The sequence below is a fragment of the Terrabacter sp. R4-6 genome (assembly GCF_057529065.1).
In genome coordinates, this window is record NZ_CP197224.1 from 4281131 (window position 1) to 4299899 (window position 18769).

The 18769-nt window shown below is 67.9% G+C and carries 11 protein-coding genes and 3 rRNA genes; all 14 read left to right on the top strand.

All coding sequences use genetic code 11. The features are described from left to right. The 14 genes from pheT (at position 1) to ACSSS0_RS19845 (ending at position 18763) form a co-directional block, all read left to right on the top strand. Complete coding sequence (gene pheT / locus ACSSS0_RS19780; protein WP_487229331.1) at positions 1–2559, top strand: phenylalanine--tRNA ligase subunit beta; 2559 nt, start codon at positions 1–3, stop codon at positions 2557–2559. Between the two features lie 42 nt (positions 2560–2601). Next, positions 2602–3648 (top strand): N-acetyl-gamma-glutamyl-phosphate reductase, encoded by a 1047-nt coding sequence (gene argC, locus ACSSS0_RS19785; protein ID WP_435987853.1) that lies wholly within the window; start codon positions 2602–2604, stop codon positions 3646–3648. Continuing rightward, positions 3645–4820, top strand: coding sequence for a bifunctional glutamate N-acetyltransferase/amino-acid acetyltransferase ArgJ (gene argJ / locus ACSSS0_RS19790; protein WP_487229332.1), 1176 nt, complete (start codon positions 3645–3647; stop codon positions 4818–4820). The genes argC and argJ overlap by 4 nt, the downstream gene beginning before the upstream one ends. After that, entirely contained in the window at positions 4817–5815 is a 999-nt protein-coding gene (argB, locus tag ACSSS0_RS19795; RefSeq protein ID WP_487229333.1) for an acetylglutamate kinase, read from the top strand. The genes argJ and argB overlap by 4 nt, the downstream gene beginning before the upstream one ends. After that, positions 5812–7005, top strand: a complete 1194-nt coding sequence (locus ACSSS0_RS19800) for an acetylornithine transaminase (RefSeq protein WP_487229334.1) — start codon at positions 5812–5814, stop codon at positions 7003–7005. Before argB ends, ACSSS0_RS19800 begins: the two co-directional genes overlap by 4 nt. Beyond that, complete coding sequence (gene argR, locus ACSSS0_RS19805; protein WP_487229335.1) at positions 7002–7487, top strand: arginine repressor; 486 nt, start codon at positions 7002–7004, stop codon at positions 7485–7487. The genes ACSSS0_RS19800 and argR overlap by 4 nt, the downstream gene beginning before the upstream one ends. Before the next feature lie 64 nt (positions 7488–7551). Then, positions 7552–9042 carry an argininosuccinate lyase gene (gene argH / locus ACSSS0_RS19810; protein ID WP_487229336.1) on the top strand — a complete coding sequence of 497 codons (1491 nt, stop codon included), beginning with the start codon at positions 7552–7554 and terminating at the stop codon, positions 9040–9042. A 22-nt stretch (positions 9043–9064) separates the two neighbouring features. Next, positions 9065–9703: a DNA-3-methyladenine glycosylase gene (locus ACSSS0_RS19815; RefSeq protein WP_487229337.1), complete on the top strand. Its 639-nt coding sequence runs from the start codon at positions 9065–9067 to the stop codon at positions 9701–9703. Then, entirely contained in the window at positions 9700–10347 is a 648-nt protein-coding gene (locus ACSSS0_RS19820) for a DNA-3-methyladenine glycosylase (protein WP_487229338.1), read from the top strand. Before ACSSS0_RS19815 ends, ACSSS0_RS19820 begins: the two co-directional genes overlap by 4 nt. Positions 10348–10467: 120 nt before the next feature. Further along, the gene (gene tyrS, locus ACSSS0_RS19825) at positions 10468–11727 is read left to right on the top strand and encodes a tyrosine--tRNA ligase (RefSeq protein ID WP_487229339.1); all 1260 of its coding nucleotides are present in this window, start codon (positions 10468–10470) and stop codon (positions 11725–11727) included. 670 nt (positions 11728–12397) lie between these two features. Continuing rightward, a 16S ribosomal RNA gene (locus ACSSS0_RS19830) occupies positions 12398–13919 on the top strand. 394 nt (positions 13920–14313) lie between these two features. Then, positions 14314–17445, top strand: a 23S ribosomal RNA gene (locus ACSSS0_RS19835). An 82-nt stretch (positions 17446–17527) separates the two neighbouring features. Beyond that, positions 17528–17644, top strand: a 5S ribosomal RNA gene (gene rrf / locus ACSSS0_RS19840). Together the 16S, 23S and 5S rRNA genes form the textbook arrangement of a ribosomal RNA operon. Positions 17645–17767: 123 nt before the next feature. Continuing rightward, a complete protein-coding gene (locus ACSSS0_RS19845; protein WP_487229340.1) occupies positions 17768–18763 on the top strand; it encodes a hypothetical protein in 996 nt (331 codons plus the stop codon). Positions 18764–18769 lie beyond the last annotated feature (6 nt).

Here is an 18769-nt window from a genome sequence, read left to right on the forward strand (position 1 = left end):
ATGCGTATGCCACTGAGCTGGCTCGCCGAGTACACCGACCTCGCGCCCGGGACCCGGGGCGCCGACGTGGCCGCCAGCCTCGTCCGCGTGGGTCTCGAGGAGGAGGACCTCCACGGCGGCGACATCGTCGGTCCGCTCGTCGTCGGGCGCGTGCTGTCCTTCGAGCTCGAGCCGCAGAAGAACGGCAAGACGATCCGCTGGTGCACCGTCGACGTCGGCCAGAACGGCCAGATGCTGACCGAGGGCAAGCACCAGGAGATCGTCTGCGGCGCCCACAACTTCGAGGTCGGCGACCTCGTCGTGTGCGTGCTGCCGGGCGCCGTGCTGCCCGGGGGCTTCGCGATCTCCGCGCGCAAGACGTACGGCCACGTCTCCCACGGGATGATCTGTGCCGAGGACGAGATCGGTCTCGGCGAGGACCACGAGGGCATCATCGTGCTCAGCCGCCTGCTCGGCGAGGAGAAGGCGGCGACCCTCCAGCCGGGCGACGACGCGATCGCGCTCCTCGGCCTGGGCGAGGAGATCGTCGAGACCAACGTGACGCCCGACCGCGGCTACTGCTTCTCGGTCCGCGGCCTGGCCCGTGAGTACTGGCACGCGCAGGGCAGCCCCGAGGGCGGCTACCGCGACCCGGCCGACGTCGCGACGCCGGCGGCCACGCCTGGCGGCTACCCGGTGGAGCTCAAGGACGACTCTCCCATCGACGGCAACGAGGGGTGCGACCGCTACGTCGCGCGGATCGTGCGCGGCATCGACCCGACGCGGCCTTCGCCGCCGTGGATGAGCAGGCGCCTCACGCAGATGGGCATGCGTCCCATCTCGCTCGCCGTCGACGTCACCAACTACGTCATGCTCGCGGTCGGCCAGCCCCTCCACGCCTTCGACGTCGACCGGCTCTCGGGCTCGATCGTCGTGCGGCGGGCCCGTTCGGGCGAGGTGCTGACGACCCTCGACGACGTCGAGCGCACCCTGCACGCCGACGACCTGCTCATCACCGACGGGGGCGAGCAGCCGCTGGCCATCGCCGGTGTCATGGGTGGTGCCTCCTCCGAGGTCTCCGACACGACGACCGACGTGCTCATCGAGGCGGCGCACTTCGACCCGACGACCGTCGCGCGCTCGTCGCGCCGGCACCGCCTCGTCACCGAGGCGTCCAAGCGCTTCGAGCGCGGCGTCGACCCGAAGGTGACCGCGGCGGCCGCCCAGCTCGCCGTCGACCTGCTCGTCGAGCACGGTGGCGGCACGGTCGACGACGCCGTGACCGACGTCGACCGCACGACTGACCGGACGGCATACCTGCTCGACGTCACGGAGCCGGCGCGCATCGTGGGCGTCGACTACCCCCGCGAGCGGGTCGTCGGCATCCTGCGCGACCTCGGCTGCGTCGTCGACGAGTCCGGCGAGGGTGCCGACGGCACGCACGTCCTCGTGACCCCGCCGTCGTGGCGACCCGACCTCGTCGACGCCCCCGACTACGCGGAGGAGGTCGCGCGGATCGACGGCTACAACAACATCCCGTCGATCACCCCGACGCCGAGCGACGGCCGAGGCCTCACCCATGCGCAGAAGGCCCGTCGGGTCGTTGCCGACGCGCTGGCCGGCGCGGGTCTCACCGAGGTCCTCAGCTACCCGTTCGTGTCCGAGGAGCTCGCCGACCAGCTGATGCTGCCCGCCGACGACGACCGTCGCCACGCCGTCCGGCTGGCCAACCCGCTGTCGGAGGAGCGGCCCCTGCTGCGCACGTCGGTCCTCGCGAGCCTCGTCGACCCGCTGCGACGCAACATCGCCCGCGGTCTCAAGGACGTCGCGATCTACGAGCTCGGTCTCGTCTTCCGTCCCGGTGGCCCGATCGGCACCGCGCCGATCCCGGGCGTCTCCGAGCGACCCGACGCCGAGACGCTCGAGCAGCTGTATGCCGCCGTGCCCCCCCAGCCGCGTCGCGCGGGCATCCTCGCGACGGGTCAGGCGGAGGAGGCCGGCTGGTGGGGCCCGGGACGCGCCGCCGACTGGAGCGACATGGTCGCCGCCGTGCAGACCGTCGCCGCCGCGCTCGCGGTGCCGATCCTCGTGGCCAACGACCCCGGCCACGCCCCGTGGCACCCCGGCCGGTGCGCGCGGATCACGCTCGAGGACGGCACGCTCGTGGGTCACGCGGGCGAGCTGCACCCCAAGGTCGTCGCCGCCCTCGAGCTGCCGGCACGCACGGTGGCCGCCGAATTCGACGTCGACGTGCTCGTCACCGCCAGCGCCGAGCCCGTCCAGGCGCGGCCGTTCTCGACGTTCCCGCCGGCGATGACCGACATCGCGCTGCTCGTCGCGGCCGACGTCCCCGCCGCAGACGTCGAGACCGCCCTGCGCTCCGGCGCGGGGGAGTGGCTCGAGTCGGTCGTGCTGTTCGACGTCTACGAGGGGGAGCGCATCGAGGCCGGGCACCGGTCGCTGGCCTACCGCCTCACCTTCCGGGCACCCGACCGCACGCTGACGACCGACGAGGTCAACGACTTCCGTGACGCGGCCGTCGCGGCGGCCGCCTCGGCCACGGGAGCCGTGCAGCGCTGAGATCTTGAATGCACGAATATGCATGAGCGTGTATAGTCATGCATCGTGATCAGGGCAGCAGTGGCGGGGGCGAGCGGCTACGCCGGAGGAGAGATCCTCCGGCTGCTGCTCGCCCATCCGCAGTTCGAGGTCGGCGCCGTCACGGCGGCCAGCAGTGCGGGTGAACGACTCGGGGGCGTCCACCCGCACCTGGTCCCTCTCGCGGACCGCGTGCTCGAGGTGACCACCCTCGAGACGCTGTCCGGCCATGACGTCGTCTTCCTCGCGCTGCCGCACGGCCATTCGGGCGCGCTCGCCGCGCAGCTGCCCGACTCGGTCGTCGTCATCGACTGCGGGGCCGACTTCCGGCTCGAGTCCGAGTCGGCCTGGACCACCTTCTACGACACGGCGTATGCCGGCTCGTGGCCCTACGGCCTCCCCGAGCTCCCCGGGCCAGCGGGCTCGGTGCAACGCGAACGCCTCGCCGGCGCGCGCCGGATCGCCGTGCCTGGCTGCTACCCGACGGGCATCTCGCTCGCGCTGGCTCCCGGCTTCGCGGCCGGGCTCCTCGAGGCCGAGGACGTCGTCGTCGTGGCCGCCTCCGGGACGTCCGGTGCCGGCAAGTCCCTCAAGCCCCACCTGCTCGGCAGCGAGGTGATGGGCTCGATGTCCCCCTACGGCGTCGGCGGCGTGCACCGTCACACCCCCGAGATCGAGCAGAACCTCTCCCGGGCCGCCGGTGAGGCGGTCACGGTGTCCTTCACGCCAACGCTCGCCCCGATGCCGCGCGGCATCCTCGCGACGTGCACGGCTCGCCTGCGCCCCGGCACCGACCCTGCAGCCGTGCGCACCGCCTGGGAGACGGCCTACGCCGACGAGCCCTTCGTCCACGTGCTGCCCGAGGGCTCGTGGCCCGCCACGGCATCGGTCGTGGGCAGCAACCACGTGCAGCTCCAGGTCGCCGTCGACGAGCGCCTCGGTCGCGTCGTCGTCGTGTCGGCCATCGACAACCTCACCAAGGGCACGGCGGGCGCCGCCGTGCAGTGCGCCAACCTCGCCCTGGGCCTCGAGGAGACCCTCGGCCTCCCGATCGCAGGAGTCGCACCGTGAGTGGCCACCCGCCCGTCCACCCGCCCGTCCGGCTGCCCGCGGGCTTCCGTGCCGCGGGAGTCACCGCCGGCCTCAAGGCGAGCGGCACCCCCGACCTCGCGCTCGTCGTCAACGACGGTCCCGACCACCACGCGGCAGCGGTCTTCACGACCAACCGTGTCGAGGCGGCTCCGGTCACGTGGTCGCGCCAGGTGGTCGCCGACGGCCGCGTCGACGCCGTCGTCCTCAACTCCGGTGGCGCCAACGCCTGCACGGGCGCCCAGGGTTTCCTCGACACCCACCGCACCGCCGAGCACGTCGCCGGCACGCTCGGCCTCTCGGCCGGTGACGTCGTCGTCTGCTCGACCGGCCTCATCGGCCAGCTGCTCCCGATGGACAAGGTCACGGCCGGCGTCGACGCCGCGGCCGCAGCCCTGTCGCCGGACGGGCACGAGGCGGCCGCGGTCGCGATCAAGACGACCGACACGGTGCACAAGGTGTCGACCCACGCGGGCGCGGGCTGGTCGGTGTCCGGCATGGCCAAGGGCGCCGGCATGCTCGCGCCGGCACTCGCGACGATGCTCGTCGTCGTGACGACGGATGCCGTCGTCGACCAGGGCGACCTCGACGCGGCGCTGAGGGCCGCGACCGCCGTCTCCTTCGACCGCATCGACTCCGACGCCTGCATGTCGACGAACGACACCGTCGTCGTCCTCGCCTCCGGGGCCTCGGGTGTCACCGTCGACCGGGCCGACCTCACCGAGGGCCTGACCGCCGTCTGCTCCGACCTCGCCCGCCAGCTCATCGCCGACGCCGAGGGCGCGGCGCACGACGTCGCCATCGAGGTCGTCGGCGCGGCGAGCGTCGACGACGCGCTCGAGGTGGCGCGTTCGGTGGCCCGCAACAACCTCTTCAAGTGCGCGATCTTCGGCTACGACCCCAACTGGGGGCGCGTGCTCGCGGCCGTGGGCACGACGAAGGCGGCGTTCGACCCGGCCACGCTCGACGTGACGATGAACGGCGTCCAGGTGTGCCGCGCCGGCGGGGTCGGGGAGGACCGCAGCCTCGTGGATCTCGCCCCGCGCGAGGTCCACGTCCTCGTCGACCTCCATGCCGGCCCCGAGGCCGCCACGATCTGGACCAACGACCTGACCCACGACTACGTCCACGAGAACTCGGCCTACAGCACATGAGCAGCACGAGCACGCGTCCCGACCAGCCCGCCGACCTGCGGGGCCTCATCGACGCCGCGGCCCTCCGTGTCGCCGCGGGCAAGGCCGCGACCCTCGTCGAGGCACTGCCGTGGCTCGAGCGCTTCCGCGGCGCCCTCGTCGTCGTCAAGTACGGCGGCAACGCCATGGTCGACGACGACCTCAAGGCCGCCTTCGCCGAGGACATCGCCTTCCTCCGGTATGCCGGCCTGCTCCCCGTCGTCGTGCACGGCGGCGGTCCGCAGATCAAGGCCATGCTCGAGCGGGTCGGGCTCGAGAACGAGTTCAAGGGCGGCCTGCGAGTCACGACGCCCGAGGTCATGGACGTCGTCCGGATGGTGCTCACCGGTCAGGTCGGGCGCGAGCTCGTCGGCCTGCTCAACCAGCACGGCCCGATCGCGGTCGGACTGTCGGGCGAGGACGCCGCGCTGCTCGGCGCTCGACGTCGCGGCACGATCGTCGATGGCCAGGAGGTCGACCTCGGGCTCGTCGGGGACGTCGAGAGCGTCAACCCGTCCGCGATCATCGACATCCTCGACGCCGGCCGCGTGCCGGTGGTCTCGACGGTGGCGCCGGACCTCGACGTCGAGGGACAGGTGCTCAACGTCAACGCCGACACCGCCGCTGCGGCGATCGCCGTCGCGCTCGGTGCCGAGAAGCTCGTCGTCCTCACCGACGTCGAGGGCATCTACGCCGACTGGCCCGACCGCGGGTCGCTGCTCTCGACCATCACGGTCAGCGCGGCGCGGGAGCTGCTCTCGCGCGTCGACCACGGCATGGTGCCCAAGCTCGAGGCGTGCATCCGCGCCGTCGAGGGCGGCGTGCCCCAGACGCACGTCGTCGATGGCCGCAAGCCGCACTCGATCCTGCTCGAGATCTTCACCGACGAGGGGATCGGCACCATGGTCCTGCCCGACATCACCGGCTCCGAGCCGACGACACCGCGCGCACCCGCCACGACCGAGGAGGTCTCATGACCGCAGGGAGCGACCTGCTCGGCCGCTACGCCGGCTCGATGGTCCAGGTCTTCGGCACGCCCCAGCTCGTCCTCGCCTCCGGCCACGGCTGCTGGGTGACAGACGTCGACGGCAAGCGCTACCTCGACCTGCTCTCCGGCATCGCCGTCAACGCCCTGGGCCACGGGCACCCGGCGCTCGTGCAGGCCGTGACGAAGCAGGCCGAGTCGGCCATCCACGTGTCCAACTTCTTCACGTCCGAGCCGGCCATCGCGCTCGCCGAGCGCATCCTCGCCGTCGCGGCGGCGCCGGAGGGCTCCGGCGTCTTCTTCGCCAACTCCGGCACCGAGGCCACCGAGGCCGCGATCAAGCTCTCGCGGCGCACGGGTCGCACCCGCATCGTCGCGCTCGAGGGGTCCTTCCACGGCCGGTCCACGGGGGCGCTGGCCCTGACCCACAAGGCCGCCTACCGCGAGCCGTTCGAGCCACTGATCCCTGAGGTCGTCTTCGTCCCGCCGAACGACGGTGACGCCCTGCGTGCGGCCGTCGACGACACGACGGCAGCGGTCGTCGTCGAGCCGGTCCAGGGCGAGGCAGGCGTCCGCGAGCTGTCGACCGACTACCTACGCCTCGCCCGCGAGGTGACCTCGGCCCACGGTGCCCTCCTCGTCGTCGACGAGATCCAGACCGGCATCGGCCGCACCGGCGACTGGTTCGCGCACCAGCAGTCGGGCGTCGTCCCGGACGCCATGACGCTGGCCAAGGGTCTCGGTGGTGGCGTGCCGATCGGCGCGCTCGTGACGTTCGGCCCCGAGGTCACCGCCCTGCTCAGCGCCGGCCAGCACGGCACGACCTTCGGCGGCAACCCGCTCGCGTGCGCAGCGGGCCTCGCCGTCCTCGACACCATCGAGCGCGACCACCTGCTCGAGCACGTCCGCGACGTCGCCGCGCTGCTCGACGACGTCGAGATCGAGGGCGTGAGCGGCACGCGCGGACGCGGTCTGCTGCGGGCGATCGAGCTGGACGGCATACCTGCTCCGGCCGTCATGGCGGCCGCCCGCGACGCGGGCTTCATCGTCAACGCGGTGACCCCGACCGCGCTGCGCCTTGCGCCGCCGCTCGTCATCTCGACGGACGAGCTCCAGGGCTTCCTCGACGCCCTACCCTCGATCCTCGAGGCCGCTCGCGCGGCGGGGGAGGCGACGCCGTGAGCCGCACCCAGAGACAACGCCGCATCGTCGAGCTGCTCGGCGCTCACGAGGTGCACAGCCAGGGCGAGCTGTCCGACCTCCTCGCTGCCGAGGGCACCGAGGTGACCCAGGCGACCCTCTCGCGGGACCTCGTCGAGCTCGGCGCCGTCAAGGTGAGGCGCGGCCGCGCCCTGGCGTATGCCGTCCCGGGGGAGGGCGGCGAGGTCGCCGCCGTCGGGTCCATCGGCGACGCGGCCTCGGCGCGCCTGCGGCGCACCTGCGAAGAGCTGCTCGTGTCGGCCGCAGCCGCCGTCAACCTCGTCGTGCTGCGCACCCCTCCGGGCGCCGCCAACTACCTCGCGTCGGCCATCGACCAGACCCGCGACCCCGAGGTGGTCGGCACGATCGCCGGTGACGACACGATCCTGCTCGTGACCGGCAGCGCCGAGCAGGCGAGCGCCGTGGCCGAGCGGCTCCAGGCGCTCTCCGGCACGCGAGACTGAGACCTCCGGCACCTGCCGGCACCCGACGCAGCACCACCAGACCCACGGACGAGGAGACCCAGCGATGACCGACCCCACCCACCCGAGCTCCACCGACGACCCGGAGAGCGCGCCGGGCACGGAGGGCACGGAGGGCACACCGGCCGCGCGGGTGAGCCTGTGGGGCGGACGCTTCGCCGGCGGTCCCGACCAGGCGCTCGCCGCGCTGTCCAAGAGCACCCACTTCGACTGGCGTCTCGCGCCGCACGACATCGCCGGGTCCCGCGCCCACGCCCGTGTGCTCCACTCCGCCGGGCTGCTCTCCGACGAGCACCTCACGGCGATGCTCGAGGGCCTGGACCGGCTCGAGGCCGACGTGCTGTCGGGCGACTTCGCGCCGGCGGAGGACGACGAGGACGTCCACACGGCGCTCGAGCGCGGTCTCCTCGAGCGCGTCGGCACCGACGTCGGCGGACGGCTGCGCGCCGGGCGGTCCCGCAACGACCAGGTGGCGACCCTCTTCCGGATGTACCTGCGCGAGCACGCGCGCGTGGTCGGAGGCCTCGTCCTCGACGTCGTCGACGCCCTCGTGTCGCAGGCCGACCGCCACCTCGGTGTCGCCATGCCGGGGCGCACGCACCTGCAGCACGCCCAGCCCGTGCTCCTCTCGCACCACCTGCTCGCCCACGCGTGGGCGCTGCTCCGCGACGTCGACCGGCTGCGCGACTGGGACGTCCGTGCCAACGCCTCGCCCTACGGCTCCGGCGCCCTCGCCGGCTCCTCCCTGGGGCTCGACCCGGAGGCCGTCGCCCACGACCTCGGTTTCGACCATGCGGTCGAGAACTCCATCGACGGCACCGCCTCGCGCGACTTCGTGGCCGAGTTCTCCTTCGTGTCGGCGATGACCGCGGTCGACATCTCCCGGATCGCCGAGGAGGTCGTCATCTGGGCGACCAAGGAGTTCTCCTTCGTCACGCTGCACGACTCCTACTCCACGGGGTCGAGCATCATGCCCCAGAAGAAGAACCCCGACGTCGCCGAGCTGGCCCGCGGCAAGGCAGGTCGTCTCGTCGGCGACCTGGCGGGCCTCATGACGACGCTCAAGGCCCTGCCACTCGCCTACAACCGCGACCTGCAGGAGGACAAGGAGCCCGTCTTCGACGCCGTCGACACGCTCGAGGTGCTCCTGCCGGCCTTCTCCGGGATGGTCGACACGCTGACCTTCGACACCGAGCGCCTCGCGTCGCTCGCGCCGCAGGGTTTTGCCCTCGCCACCGACATCGCGGAGTGGCTCGTGCGCCAGGGGGTCCCGTTCCGGGTCGCTCACGAGGTCGCCGGTGCGTGCGTCCGCGAGTGCGAGCCGCGCGGCATCGAGCTGTGGGACCTCACCGACGAGGACTTCGCCCGGATCAGCGAGCACCTGACCCCCGAGGTGCGATCCGTCCTGTCGGTCGAGGGGTCGCTCGCGTCGCGCGACGCCCTCGGCGGCACTGCCCCGGTGCGCGTCACCGAGCAGCTGGCGGCCGCGCGCGAGCGTCTCGCCGGCGCCCGCACCTGGACCTCGGCAACCGTCTGACCCTGCCGTTAGCGTGTCGTCCGTGAGCCCCGACGACACCCGCCTGCCGCGCGCGTTCTTCGCCAGGCCGTCCGTCGAGGTCGCGCCCGACCTGCTGGGTCGGCACCTGGCGTTCGGTGGCGTCGTGCTGCGCCTGACCGAGCTCGAGGCGTATGCCGGTGCCCTCGATCCCGGGTCGCACGCCTACCGGGGCGAGACGCCACGCACGCGACCGATGTTCGGGCCCCCCGGGTTCACCTACGTCTACTTCACCTACGGCCACCACTGGTGCGTCAACCTCGTCGTCGGCGAGGAGGGCGCCGCCTCGGCCGTCCTCGTGCGGGCCGGTGAGGTGGTGGCTGGTCACGACCTCGTCCGGGCCCGACGGGGGCCGGTGCGAGAGCGTGACTGGGCGCGCGGCCCGGGCCGGCTCGGGCAGGCGCTCGCGATGACCAAGGAGCACACCGGTCTCGACTTCTGTCGCCCGCCGGTGGGGGAGCCGATCGACCTCATCGTGTCCGGGGGCGAGCCGGTCGCGGCGGCGCGCGTGGGCGTGGGACCCCGGGTCGGGGTCAGCGGGCCCGGGGGCGACGGGACGGCATACCCGTGGCGCTTCTGGGTCGACGGCGACCCGTTCGTCTCGACCTACCGTCCCGGCGTCGAGCGGCGCCGACGTCCGTGAGTCGGCTGTCGCGGTCGTTCTTCGCCCGCCCCGTGCTCGACGTGGCACCCGACCTGCTCGGCCGGCACGTCGAGCACGGCGGGGTCACCGTGCGCGTCACCGAGACCGAGGCGTATGCCGGTCTCGTCGACCCCGCGTCACGCGTGCTCAGCCGGCCGAACCCTCACAACGCCCCGGTCTTCGGGCCGCCCGGGCACGCCTTCGTCTACGTCACCTACGGCCACCACTGGATGCTCTGCGTCGCGACGGGCGACGAGGGCGTGCCGGAGGTGGTCCTGCTCCGCGCGGGTGAGGTCGTGGCCGGCCACGAGGTCGCCGCCGCTCGCCGCGCGGGCGTGCGTGAGCGCGACTGGTGCCGTGGCCCGGGCCGGCTGACGAGCGCTCTGGCGGTGACGGGCTCGATCTCCGGGGTCGACGTCTGCCGCACGGGATCGCCACTCGTCCTCGGCCACGGCGACGCGCTCGGTGACGTGCACGGCGACGGTGACGGCGACGTGGTGCACCGGCGCTCGGTCCGGACCGGACCGCGCGTGGGCGTCAGCGGTCCCGGGGGAGACGGGACCGCCTTCCCGTGGCGCTTCTGGCTCGACGGTGACCCCACCGTCTCGGCCTACCGACCGGGCGCCCGTCGGCGACGTCCGTGACGCCCGCCATGCGGGACCCGGCGGTACTCGGTGGTACTCGGTGGCCCGGGCGCGGCGGCATACGGCAGGCTGTGTGCCGGTGGGCAGGGAGCCCACTCGAACGAGAGGACACCGATACCCGTGACGGACATCTTCGACGAGCTGCAGTGGCGCGGCCTGGTGGCACAGACCACCGACGAGGCGGCGCTGCGCGAAGCACTCGCGGAGGGACCCCTCACGCTGTATTGCGGCTTCGACCCGAGCGCGCCCTCGCTGCACTTCGGCAACTTCGTCCAGCTGTCCGTCATGCGCCGGATGCAGGCTGCCGGCCACCACGTCATCTGCCTCGTCGGGGGATCGACGGGACTCATCGGTGACCCCAAGCCCGACGCCGAGCGCGTCCTGCAGGACAAGGACACCATCGCTGCTGCGGTGAGCCGGATCCAGCAGCTCGTCGGGCCGCTGCTCGACTTCGAGGGCGAGAACGCCGCGGTGCTCGTCAACAACCTCGACTGGACGGCGCCGATGAGCGCGCTCGACTTCCTGCGCGACGTCGGCCGGCACTTCCGCGTCAACCAGATGATCCGCAAGGAGGCGGTGGCGCGCCGGCTCGAGAGCGACCAGGGGATCTCCTACACGGAGTTCAGCTACCAGATGCTCCAGGCGCTCGACTACCTCGAGCTGCACCGGAGCCGCGGCTGCACCCTCCAGATCGGTGGCAGCGACCAGTGGGGCAACATCACGGCCGGCGTCGACCTCGTCCACCGGGTCGAGGGCACGTCCGTGCACGCGCTCGCGACGCCGCTGCTCGTCGACTCCACCGGGCGCAAGTTCGGCAAGTCCGAGGGCAACGCCGTCTGGCTCAGCGCCGACATGACGAGCCCGTACGTCTTCTACCAGTACTTCCTCAACGTCGAGGACGCCTCGGTCGTCAGCATGCTCAAGGCGCTCTCGGACCGCTCGCGCGAGGAGATCGAGGAGCTCGAGAGGCAGGTGGCCGAGGAGCCGTTCCGCCGGGCTGCCCAGAAGGCGCTCGCCGCCGACGTCACGACCCTCGTCCACGGAGCCGAGGCCACGGCGTCGGTCCAGGCGGCCTCCGAGGCGCTCTTCGGTAAGGGCGACCTGGCCGGTCTGGACGCATCGACGTTGCGGGACGCCACCGCCGAGCTGCCGGGGGCCGCGGTGGCGGTCGGGACATCGGTCGTCGACGCCCTCGTGGCCGTCGGTCTCGTCGACTCGCGCAACGCCGCGCGGCGGGCGATCGGCGACGGTGGAGCCTCGCTCAACAACGTCAAGGTCACCGACCCGGATCAGGTGCTGGGGGAGGGTGACTTCCTGCACGGGAGCGTGGCCGTCCTCAAGCGAGGTCGGCGCAACCTGGCGGCGGCGCGACGCGCCTGAGACCGGGCGTGGATCGGCACCCACCTGGGCTTGAACCACGCGTCTGCAAGCGCACACAGGGCCGGATTCCGTTGGGCCGCAACGGGATCCGCCCCTTCCGTGCCTGCCCGCTCCGTTCGGGGAGGCGGATTTGTGTTTCCCCGGAGGGCCGGGTTAATGTTCTCTTCGTCAGCCCGACGGGGAGCACCGGACACCACCGCAGAGCGAGTGATCGCGACGCGAAGCAGGCCGGTCCCGGGGGTGGCAGAAGGTCCGCGGCACTCGATCTCATCGGGTACTCTCGGAGAGCAGGACCGCTGACACCAAGCGGGTCGGATCCGGTCGTCCTGAAGGACGGTTCGCGGGTTTGACTCCCAAGCTTGCGGCGGGTAAGTTTGAAGGGTTGCCCCGGAGGCCTCCTCGTTGACGTGGTTGATGGTGTGTGTCCGATTCTTGAGAACTCAACAGCGTGTCAAAAATCGATGCCAATTACCTCGTCTCGGGGCTGGCGCGGTGCCACCGTTTGGTGGTGTCTGTGTCTGTTTCGGAACGAATTATCCTTTGGTTGAAACTGAATGATCAACTCTTTTTGAGCTGGTTGTTCGACTTCAGTCGGGTTTTCGAGCCCTTCAACGGGTTCAAAGTTTGCTCACTGTTTGGGTCTTCGGGCCTGGTGGTGGGTGTTTGAACATCAACGGAGAGTTTGATCCTGGCTCAGGACGAACGCTGGCGGCGTGCTTAACACATGCAAGTCGAACGGTGACGATCAAGCTTGCTTGGTCTGATCAGTGGCGAACGGGTGAGTAACACGTGAGTAACCTGCCCCAGACTCTGGGATAACCCCGGGAAACCGGAGCTAATACCGGATATGACACCAGGTCGCATGACCATGGTGTGGAAAGTTTTTCGGTCTGGGATGGACTCGCGGCCTATCAGCTTGTTGGTGAGGTAGTGGCTCACCAAGGCGACGACGGGTAGCCGGCCTGAGAGGGCGACCGGCCACACTGGGACTGAGACACGGCCCAGACTCCTACGGGAGGCAGCAGTGGGGAATATTGCACAATGGGCGGAAGCCTGATGCAGCGACGCCGCGTGAGGGATGACGGCCTTCGGGTTGTAAACCTCTTTCAGCAGGGAAGAAGCGCAAGTGACGGTACCTGCAGAAGAAGCACCGGCTAACTACGTGCCAGCAGCCGCGGTAATACGTAGGGTGCGAGCGTTGTCCGGAATTATTGGGCGTAAAGAGCTTGTAGGTGGTTTGTCGCGTCTGCTGTGAAAATCCGAGGCTCAACCTCGGACTTGCAGTGGGTACGGGCAGACTAGAGTGTGGTAGGGGAGACTGGAATTCCTGGTGTAGCGGTGGAATGCGCAGATATCAGGAGGAACACCGATGGCGAAGGCAGGTCTCTGGGCCATTACTGACACTGAGAAGCGAAAGCATGGGGAGCGAACAGGATTAGATACCCTGGTAGTCCATGCCGTAAACGTTGGGAACTAGGTGTGGGTCTCATTCCACGAGATCCGTGCCGCAGCTAACGCATTAAGTTCCCCGCCTGGGGAGTACGGCCGCAAGGCTAAAACTCAAAGGAATTGACGGGGGCCCGCACAAGCGGCGGAGCATGCGGATTAATTCGATGCAACGCGAAGAACCTTACCAAGGCTTGACATACACCGGAATCACTCAGAGATGGGTGCGTCTTCGGACTGGTGTACAGGTGGTGCATGGTTGTCGTCAGCTCGTGTCGTGAGATGTTGGGTTAAGTCCCGCAACGAGCGCAACCCTCGTTCTATGTTGCCAGCACGTCATGGTGGGGACTCATAGGAGACTGCCGGGGTCAACTCGGAGGAAGGTGGGGATGACGTCAAATCATCATGCCCCTTATGTCTTGGGCTTCACGCATGCTACAATGGCCGGTACAAAGGGCTGCGAAACCGCGAGGTGGAGCGAATCCCAAAAAACCGGTCTCAGTTCGGATTGGGGTCTGCAACTCGACCCCATGAAGTCGGAGTCGCTAGTAATCGCAGATCAGCAACGCTGCGGTGAATACGTTCCCGGGCCTTGTACACACCGCCCGTCAAGTCACGAAAGTCGGTAACACCCGAAGCCGGTGGCCCAACCCTTGTGGGGGGAGCCGTCGAAGGTGGGACTGGCGATTGGGACTAAGTCGTAACAAGGTAGCCGTACCGGAAGGTGCGGCTGGATCACCTCCTTTCTAAGGAGCACTGCCCACACCGGTCCCTCGTGGATCCGGGTGTGGTGCCAGAGCCCGGTCTGTCCCCGAATGTGGGGCAGCGGGTGCTCAAGGGTGGAACATCGATTTTGGCACCGACCTGGTCGGCCTTCCTCAAGTACAAGCTGGAGACAGCAGTGGAACGAGGGGGTCTGGGCAGGGCGGTGCTTGACACGTTGTTGGGTCCTGAAGGATCGGACGACGCATGCCGGCTCGAGCCGGTCTTGGCCTTGCGGGGTCGGGACGGTTCGGGTGGTGTGTGTGGGCTGGTTCTTCTGGTTGTGGGCCCTGCCGAGATCGCGAGCTGTGCTTGTGGTGGGTGTGGGGTGCCGGTTGTATTTTGAGAACTTCACAGTGGACGCGAGCATCTTTGTAGTGTCAAGTTTTTAAGGGCACACGGTGGATGCCTTGGCACCAGGAACCGAAGAAGGACGTAGGAATCTGCGATAAGCCTCGGGTAGTCGATAACCAGACTGTGATCCGAGGATTTCCGAATGGGGAAACCCGGCTGGAGGCAAGTCCAGTCACCCGCACCTGAATATATAGGGTGTGTGGAGGGAACGTGGGGAAGTGAAACATCTCAGTACCCACAGGAAGAGAAAACAACATGTGATTCCGTGAGTAGTGGCGAGCGAAAGCGGATGAGGCTAAACCGGGCGTGTGTGATAGCTGTCAGGCGTTGCACGTTCGGGGTCGTGGGACCCACCAGCCGGCTCTGACAGGTCGTCGGGGAGTAAGAAATCTGCGTCATAGTCGAAGAGCATTGAATGGCTCGGCATAGAGGGTGCGACCCCCGTAGACGAAATGGTGTGGACTCCCGGTGGATTTCCCAAGTAGCACGGGGCCCGAGAAATCCCGTGTGAATCTGGCAGGACCACCTGCTAAGCCTAAATATTCCCTGGTGACCGATAGCGGACAAGTACCGTGAGGGAAAGGTGAAAAGTACCCCGGGAGGGGAGTGAAATAGATCCTGAAACCGTGTGCCTACAATCCGTTGGAGCCTCCCGCCGTTGGGCGTGTGGGGTGACAGCGTGCCTTTTGAAGAATGAGCCTGCGAGTTAGTGCTCAGTGGCGAGGTTAACCCGTGTGGGGAAGCCGTAGCGAAAGCGAGTCCGAACAGGGCGCCCATAGTCGCTGGGTCTAGACCCGAAGCGGAGTGATCTACCCATGGCCAGGTTGAAGCGCAGGTAAGACTGCGTGGAGGACCGAACCCACTTAGGTTGAAAACTGAGGGGATGAGCTGTGGGTAGGGGTGAAAGGCCAATCAAACTCCGTGATAGCTGGTTCTCCCCGAAATGCATTTAGGTGCAGCGTCACGTGTTTCTTGCCGGAGGTAGAGCTACTGGATAGCTAATGGGCCTCACCAGGTTACTGACGTTAGCCAAACTCCGAATGCCGGTAAGTGAGAGCGTGGCAGTGAGACTGCGGGGGATAAGCTCCGTAGTCGAGAGGGAAACAGCCCAGATCACCAGCTAAGGTCCCTAAGCGTGTGCTAAGTGGGAAAGGATGTGGAGTTGCTGTGACAACCAGGAGGTTGGCTTAGAAGCAGCCACCCTTTAAAGAGTGCGTAATAGCTCACTGGTCAAGTGATTCCGCGCCGACAATGTAGCGGGGCTCAAGCACACCACCGAAGCTGTGGCATTGACATACTGCTCGGCACCGACACCTGCGGGTTCGGTGTCCAGGCGTGTTGATGGGTAGGGGAGCGTCGTGTGGCCAGGGAAGCGGCGGTGTGAACCAGCCGTGGAGGCCACACGAGTGAGAATGCAGGCATGAGTAGCGAATGACGGGCGAGAAACCCGTCCGCCGAATAACCAAGGGTTCCAGGGTCAAGCTAATCTGCCCTGGGTAAGTCGGGACCTAAGGCGAGGCCGACAGGCGTAGTCGATGGACATCCGGTTGATATTCCGGAACCGGCGAAGGACCGCCCATGATGAACCCAGTGATGCTCAGTGCCTGAAGCACGCCCACCGGACCTTCGGGTCCACAGGGCGCGTGGAGCGCACGACCCGATCTGGTAGTAGTCAAGCGATGGAGTGACGCAGGAAGGTAGCCTCCGCGTGGCGATGGTTGTCCACGTCCAAGGGTGTAGGGCGCGATCCAGGCAAATCCGGATCGCACATAAGCCTGAGACCTGATAGTGACCGCGAATGCGGGAAGAGGGTGATCCTATGCTGCCGAGAAAAACTTCTAGCGAGGTTCGAGCCGCCCGTACCCCAAACCGACTCAGGTGGTTAGGTAGAGAATACCAAGGCGATCGAGTGAATCGTGGTTAAGGAATTCGGCAAAATACCCCCGTAACTTCGGGAGAAGGGGGGCCCTGATCGTGACGGAACTTGCTTCCTGAGCGTGATCGGCCGCAGAGACCAGGGAGAAGCGACTGTTTACTAAAAACACAGGTCCGTGCCAAGTCGCAAGACGATGTATACGGACTGACGCCTGCCCGGTGCTGGAACGTTAAGGGGACCGGTTAGCCTCACGGCGAAGCTGAGAACTTAAGCGCCAGTAAACGGCGGTGGTAACTATAACCATCCTAAGGTAGCGAAATTCCTTGTCGGGTAAGTTCCGACCTGCACGAATGGCGTAACGACTTCTCCACTGTCTCAACCACGAACTCGGCGAAATTGCACTACGAGTAAAGATGCTCGTTACGCGCAGCAGGACGGAAAGACCCCGGGACCTTTACTACAGCTTGGTATTGGTGTTCGGTACGGCTTGTGTAGGATAGGTGGGAGACTGTGAAGCCGTCACGTCAGTGATGGTGGAGTCAACGTTGAAATACCACTCTGGTCGTTCTGGATATCTAACCTCGGTCCGTGATCCGGATCAGGGACAGTGCCTGGTGGGTAGTTTAACTGGGGCGGTTGCCTCCTAAAAGGTAACGGAGGCGCCCAAAGGTTCCCTCAGCCTGGTTGGTAATCAGGTTTCGAGTGTAAGTGCACAAGGGAGCTTGACTGTGAGACAGACATGTCGAGCAGGGACGAAAGTCGGGACTAGTGATCCGGCGGTGGCTTGTGGAAGCGCCGTCGCTCAACGGATAAAAGGTACCCCGGGGATAACAGGCTGATCTTGCCCAAGAGTCCATATCGACGGCATGGTTTGGCACCTCGATGTCGGCTCGTCGCATCCTGGGGCTGGAGTAGGTCCCAAGGGTTGGGCTGTTCGCCCATTAAAGCGGTACGCGAGCTGGGTTTAGAACGTCGTGAGACAGTTCGGTCCCTATCCGCTGTGCGCGTAGGAAACTTGAGAAAGGCTGTCCCTAGTACGAGAGGACCGGGATGGACGAACCTCTGGTGTGTCAGTTGTTCTGCCAAGAGCACCGCTGATTAGCTACGTTCGGAAGTGATAACCGCTGAAAGCATCTAAGCGGGAAGCACGTTTCAAGATGAGGTTTCCAGGCCCGCGAGGGCGAGAGGCTCCCAGCTAGACTACTGGGTTGATAGGCCGGATGTGGAAGCACAGCAATGTGTGGAGCTGACCGGTACTAATAAGCCGATAACTTGACTTACAAAGATGCTACGCGTCCACTGTGCGGTTCCCGAGATACAAACGGGACACCAACACCCACTGAATTGATATCTCCATAGAGTTTCGGCTGTCATAGCGAAGGGGAAACGCCCGGCTCCATTCCGAACCCGGAAGCTAAGCCCTTCAGCGCCGATGGTACTGCACTGGTGACGGTGTGGGAGAGTAGGACGCAGCCGGACACACTTTGTCAGAGCGCCCCAGACGGAACTTCATTGATCCGACTGGGGCGCTCTTTCTTTTTGTGCTCGACGACACCAGAGGTGGCGCCGACCGCGGTCGGCGCGGAAGGATGAACAACATGAGTGACCAGGACGGCAACGACAGCCGAGGCGACCGACGCGACCGCGACGGCGGCCAGCGAGGTCCCGCACGGGGCAGCGGCGCCGGCCGGAGCTCGGGGGCTCCCCGGTCGGGCGCCCCCCGTTCAGCGGGACCGCGTCGAGATGACCGTGGGGGCTACCGGTCTGACGACCGCCGCTCCGGCGGTGGCAGTGATCGTGGTGGTTACCGGTCGGACGACCGTCGCTCCGGCGGTGGCAGTGATCGTGGTGGTTACCGGTCGGACGACCGTCGCTCCGGCGGTGGCAGTGATCGTGGTGGTTACCGGTCGGACGACCGTCGCTCCGGCGGTGGCAGTGATCGTGGTGGTTACCGGTCGGACGACCGTCGCTCCGGCGGTGGCAGTGATCGTGGTGGTTACCGGTCGGACGACCGTCGCTCCGGCGGTGGCAGTGATCGTGGTGGTTACCGGTCGGACGACCGTCGCTCCGGCGGTGGCAGTGATCGTGGTGGTTACCGGTCGGACGACCGTCGCTCCGGCGGTGGCAGTGATCGTGGTGGTTACCGGTCGGACGACCGTCGCTCGGGCGGTGGCAGTGACCGTGGTGGTTACCGGTCCGATGACCGTCGCTCCGGCGGTGGCAGCAGCGACCGTGGCGGCTACCGCCCCTCGAACAGTGGCGGCGGCGACCGTGGGGGCTACCGCTCTGACGACCGTCGCTCCGGCGGTGGCAGCAGCGACCGTGGCGGCTACCGCCCCTCGAACAGTGGCGGCGGCGACCGTGGGGGCTACCGCTCTGACGACCGTCGCTCCGGCGGTGGCAGCAGCGACCGTGGCGGCTACCGGTCCGATGACCGTCGCTCCGGCGGTGGCAGCAGCGACCGTGGTGGCTACCGCTCTGACGACCGTCGCTCCGGTGGCGGTCGTGACGACAGAGGCCCGCGTCGCTTCGACGACCGGCCGCGCGGCGGGTCCGGCCGTCCTCAGGACGACGAGCGGCGCGGTGGTGCTCGTCTGACGCCGA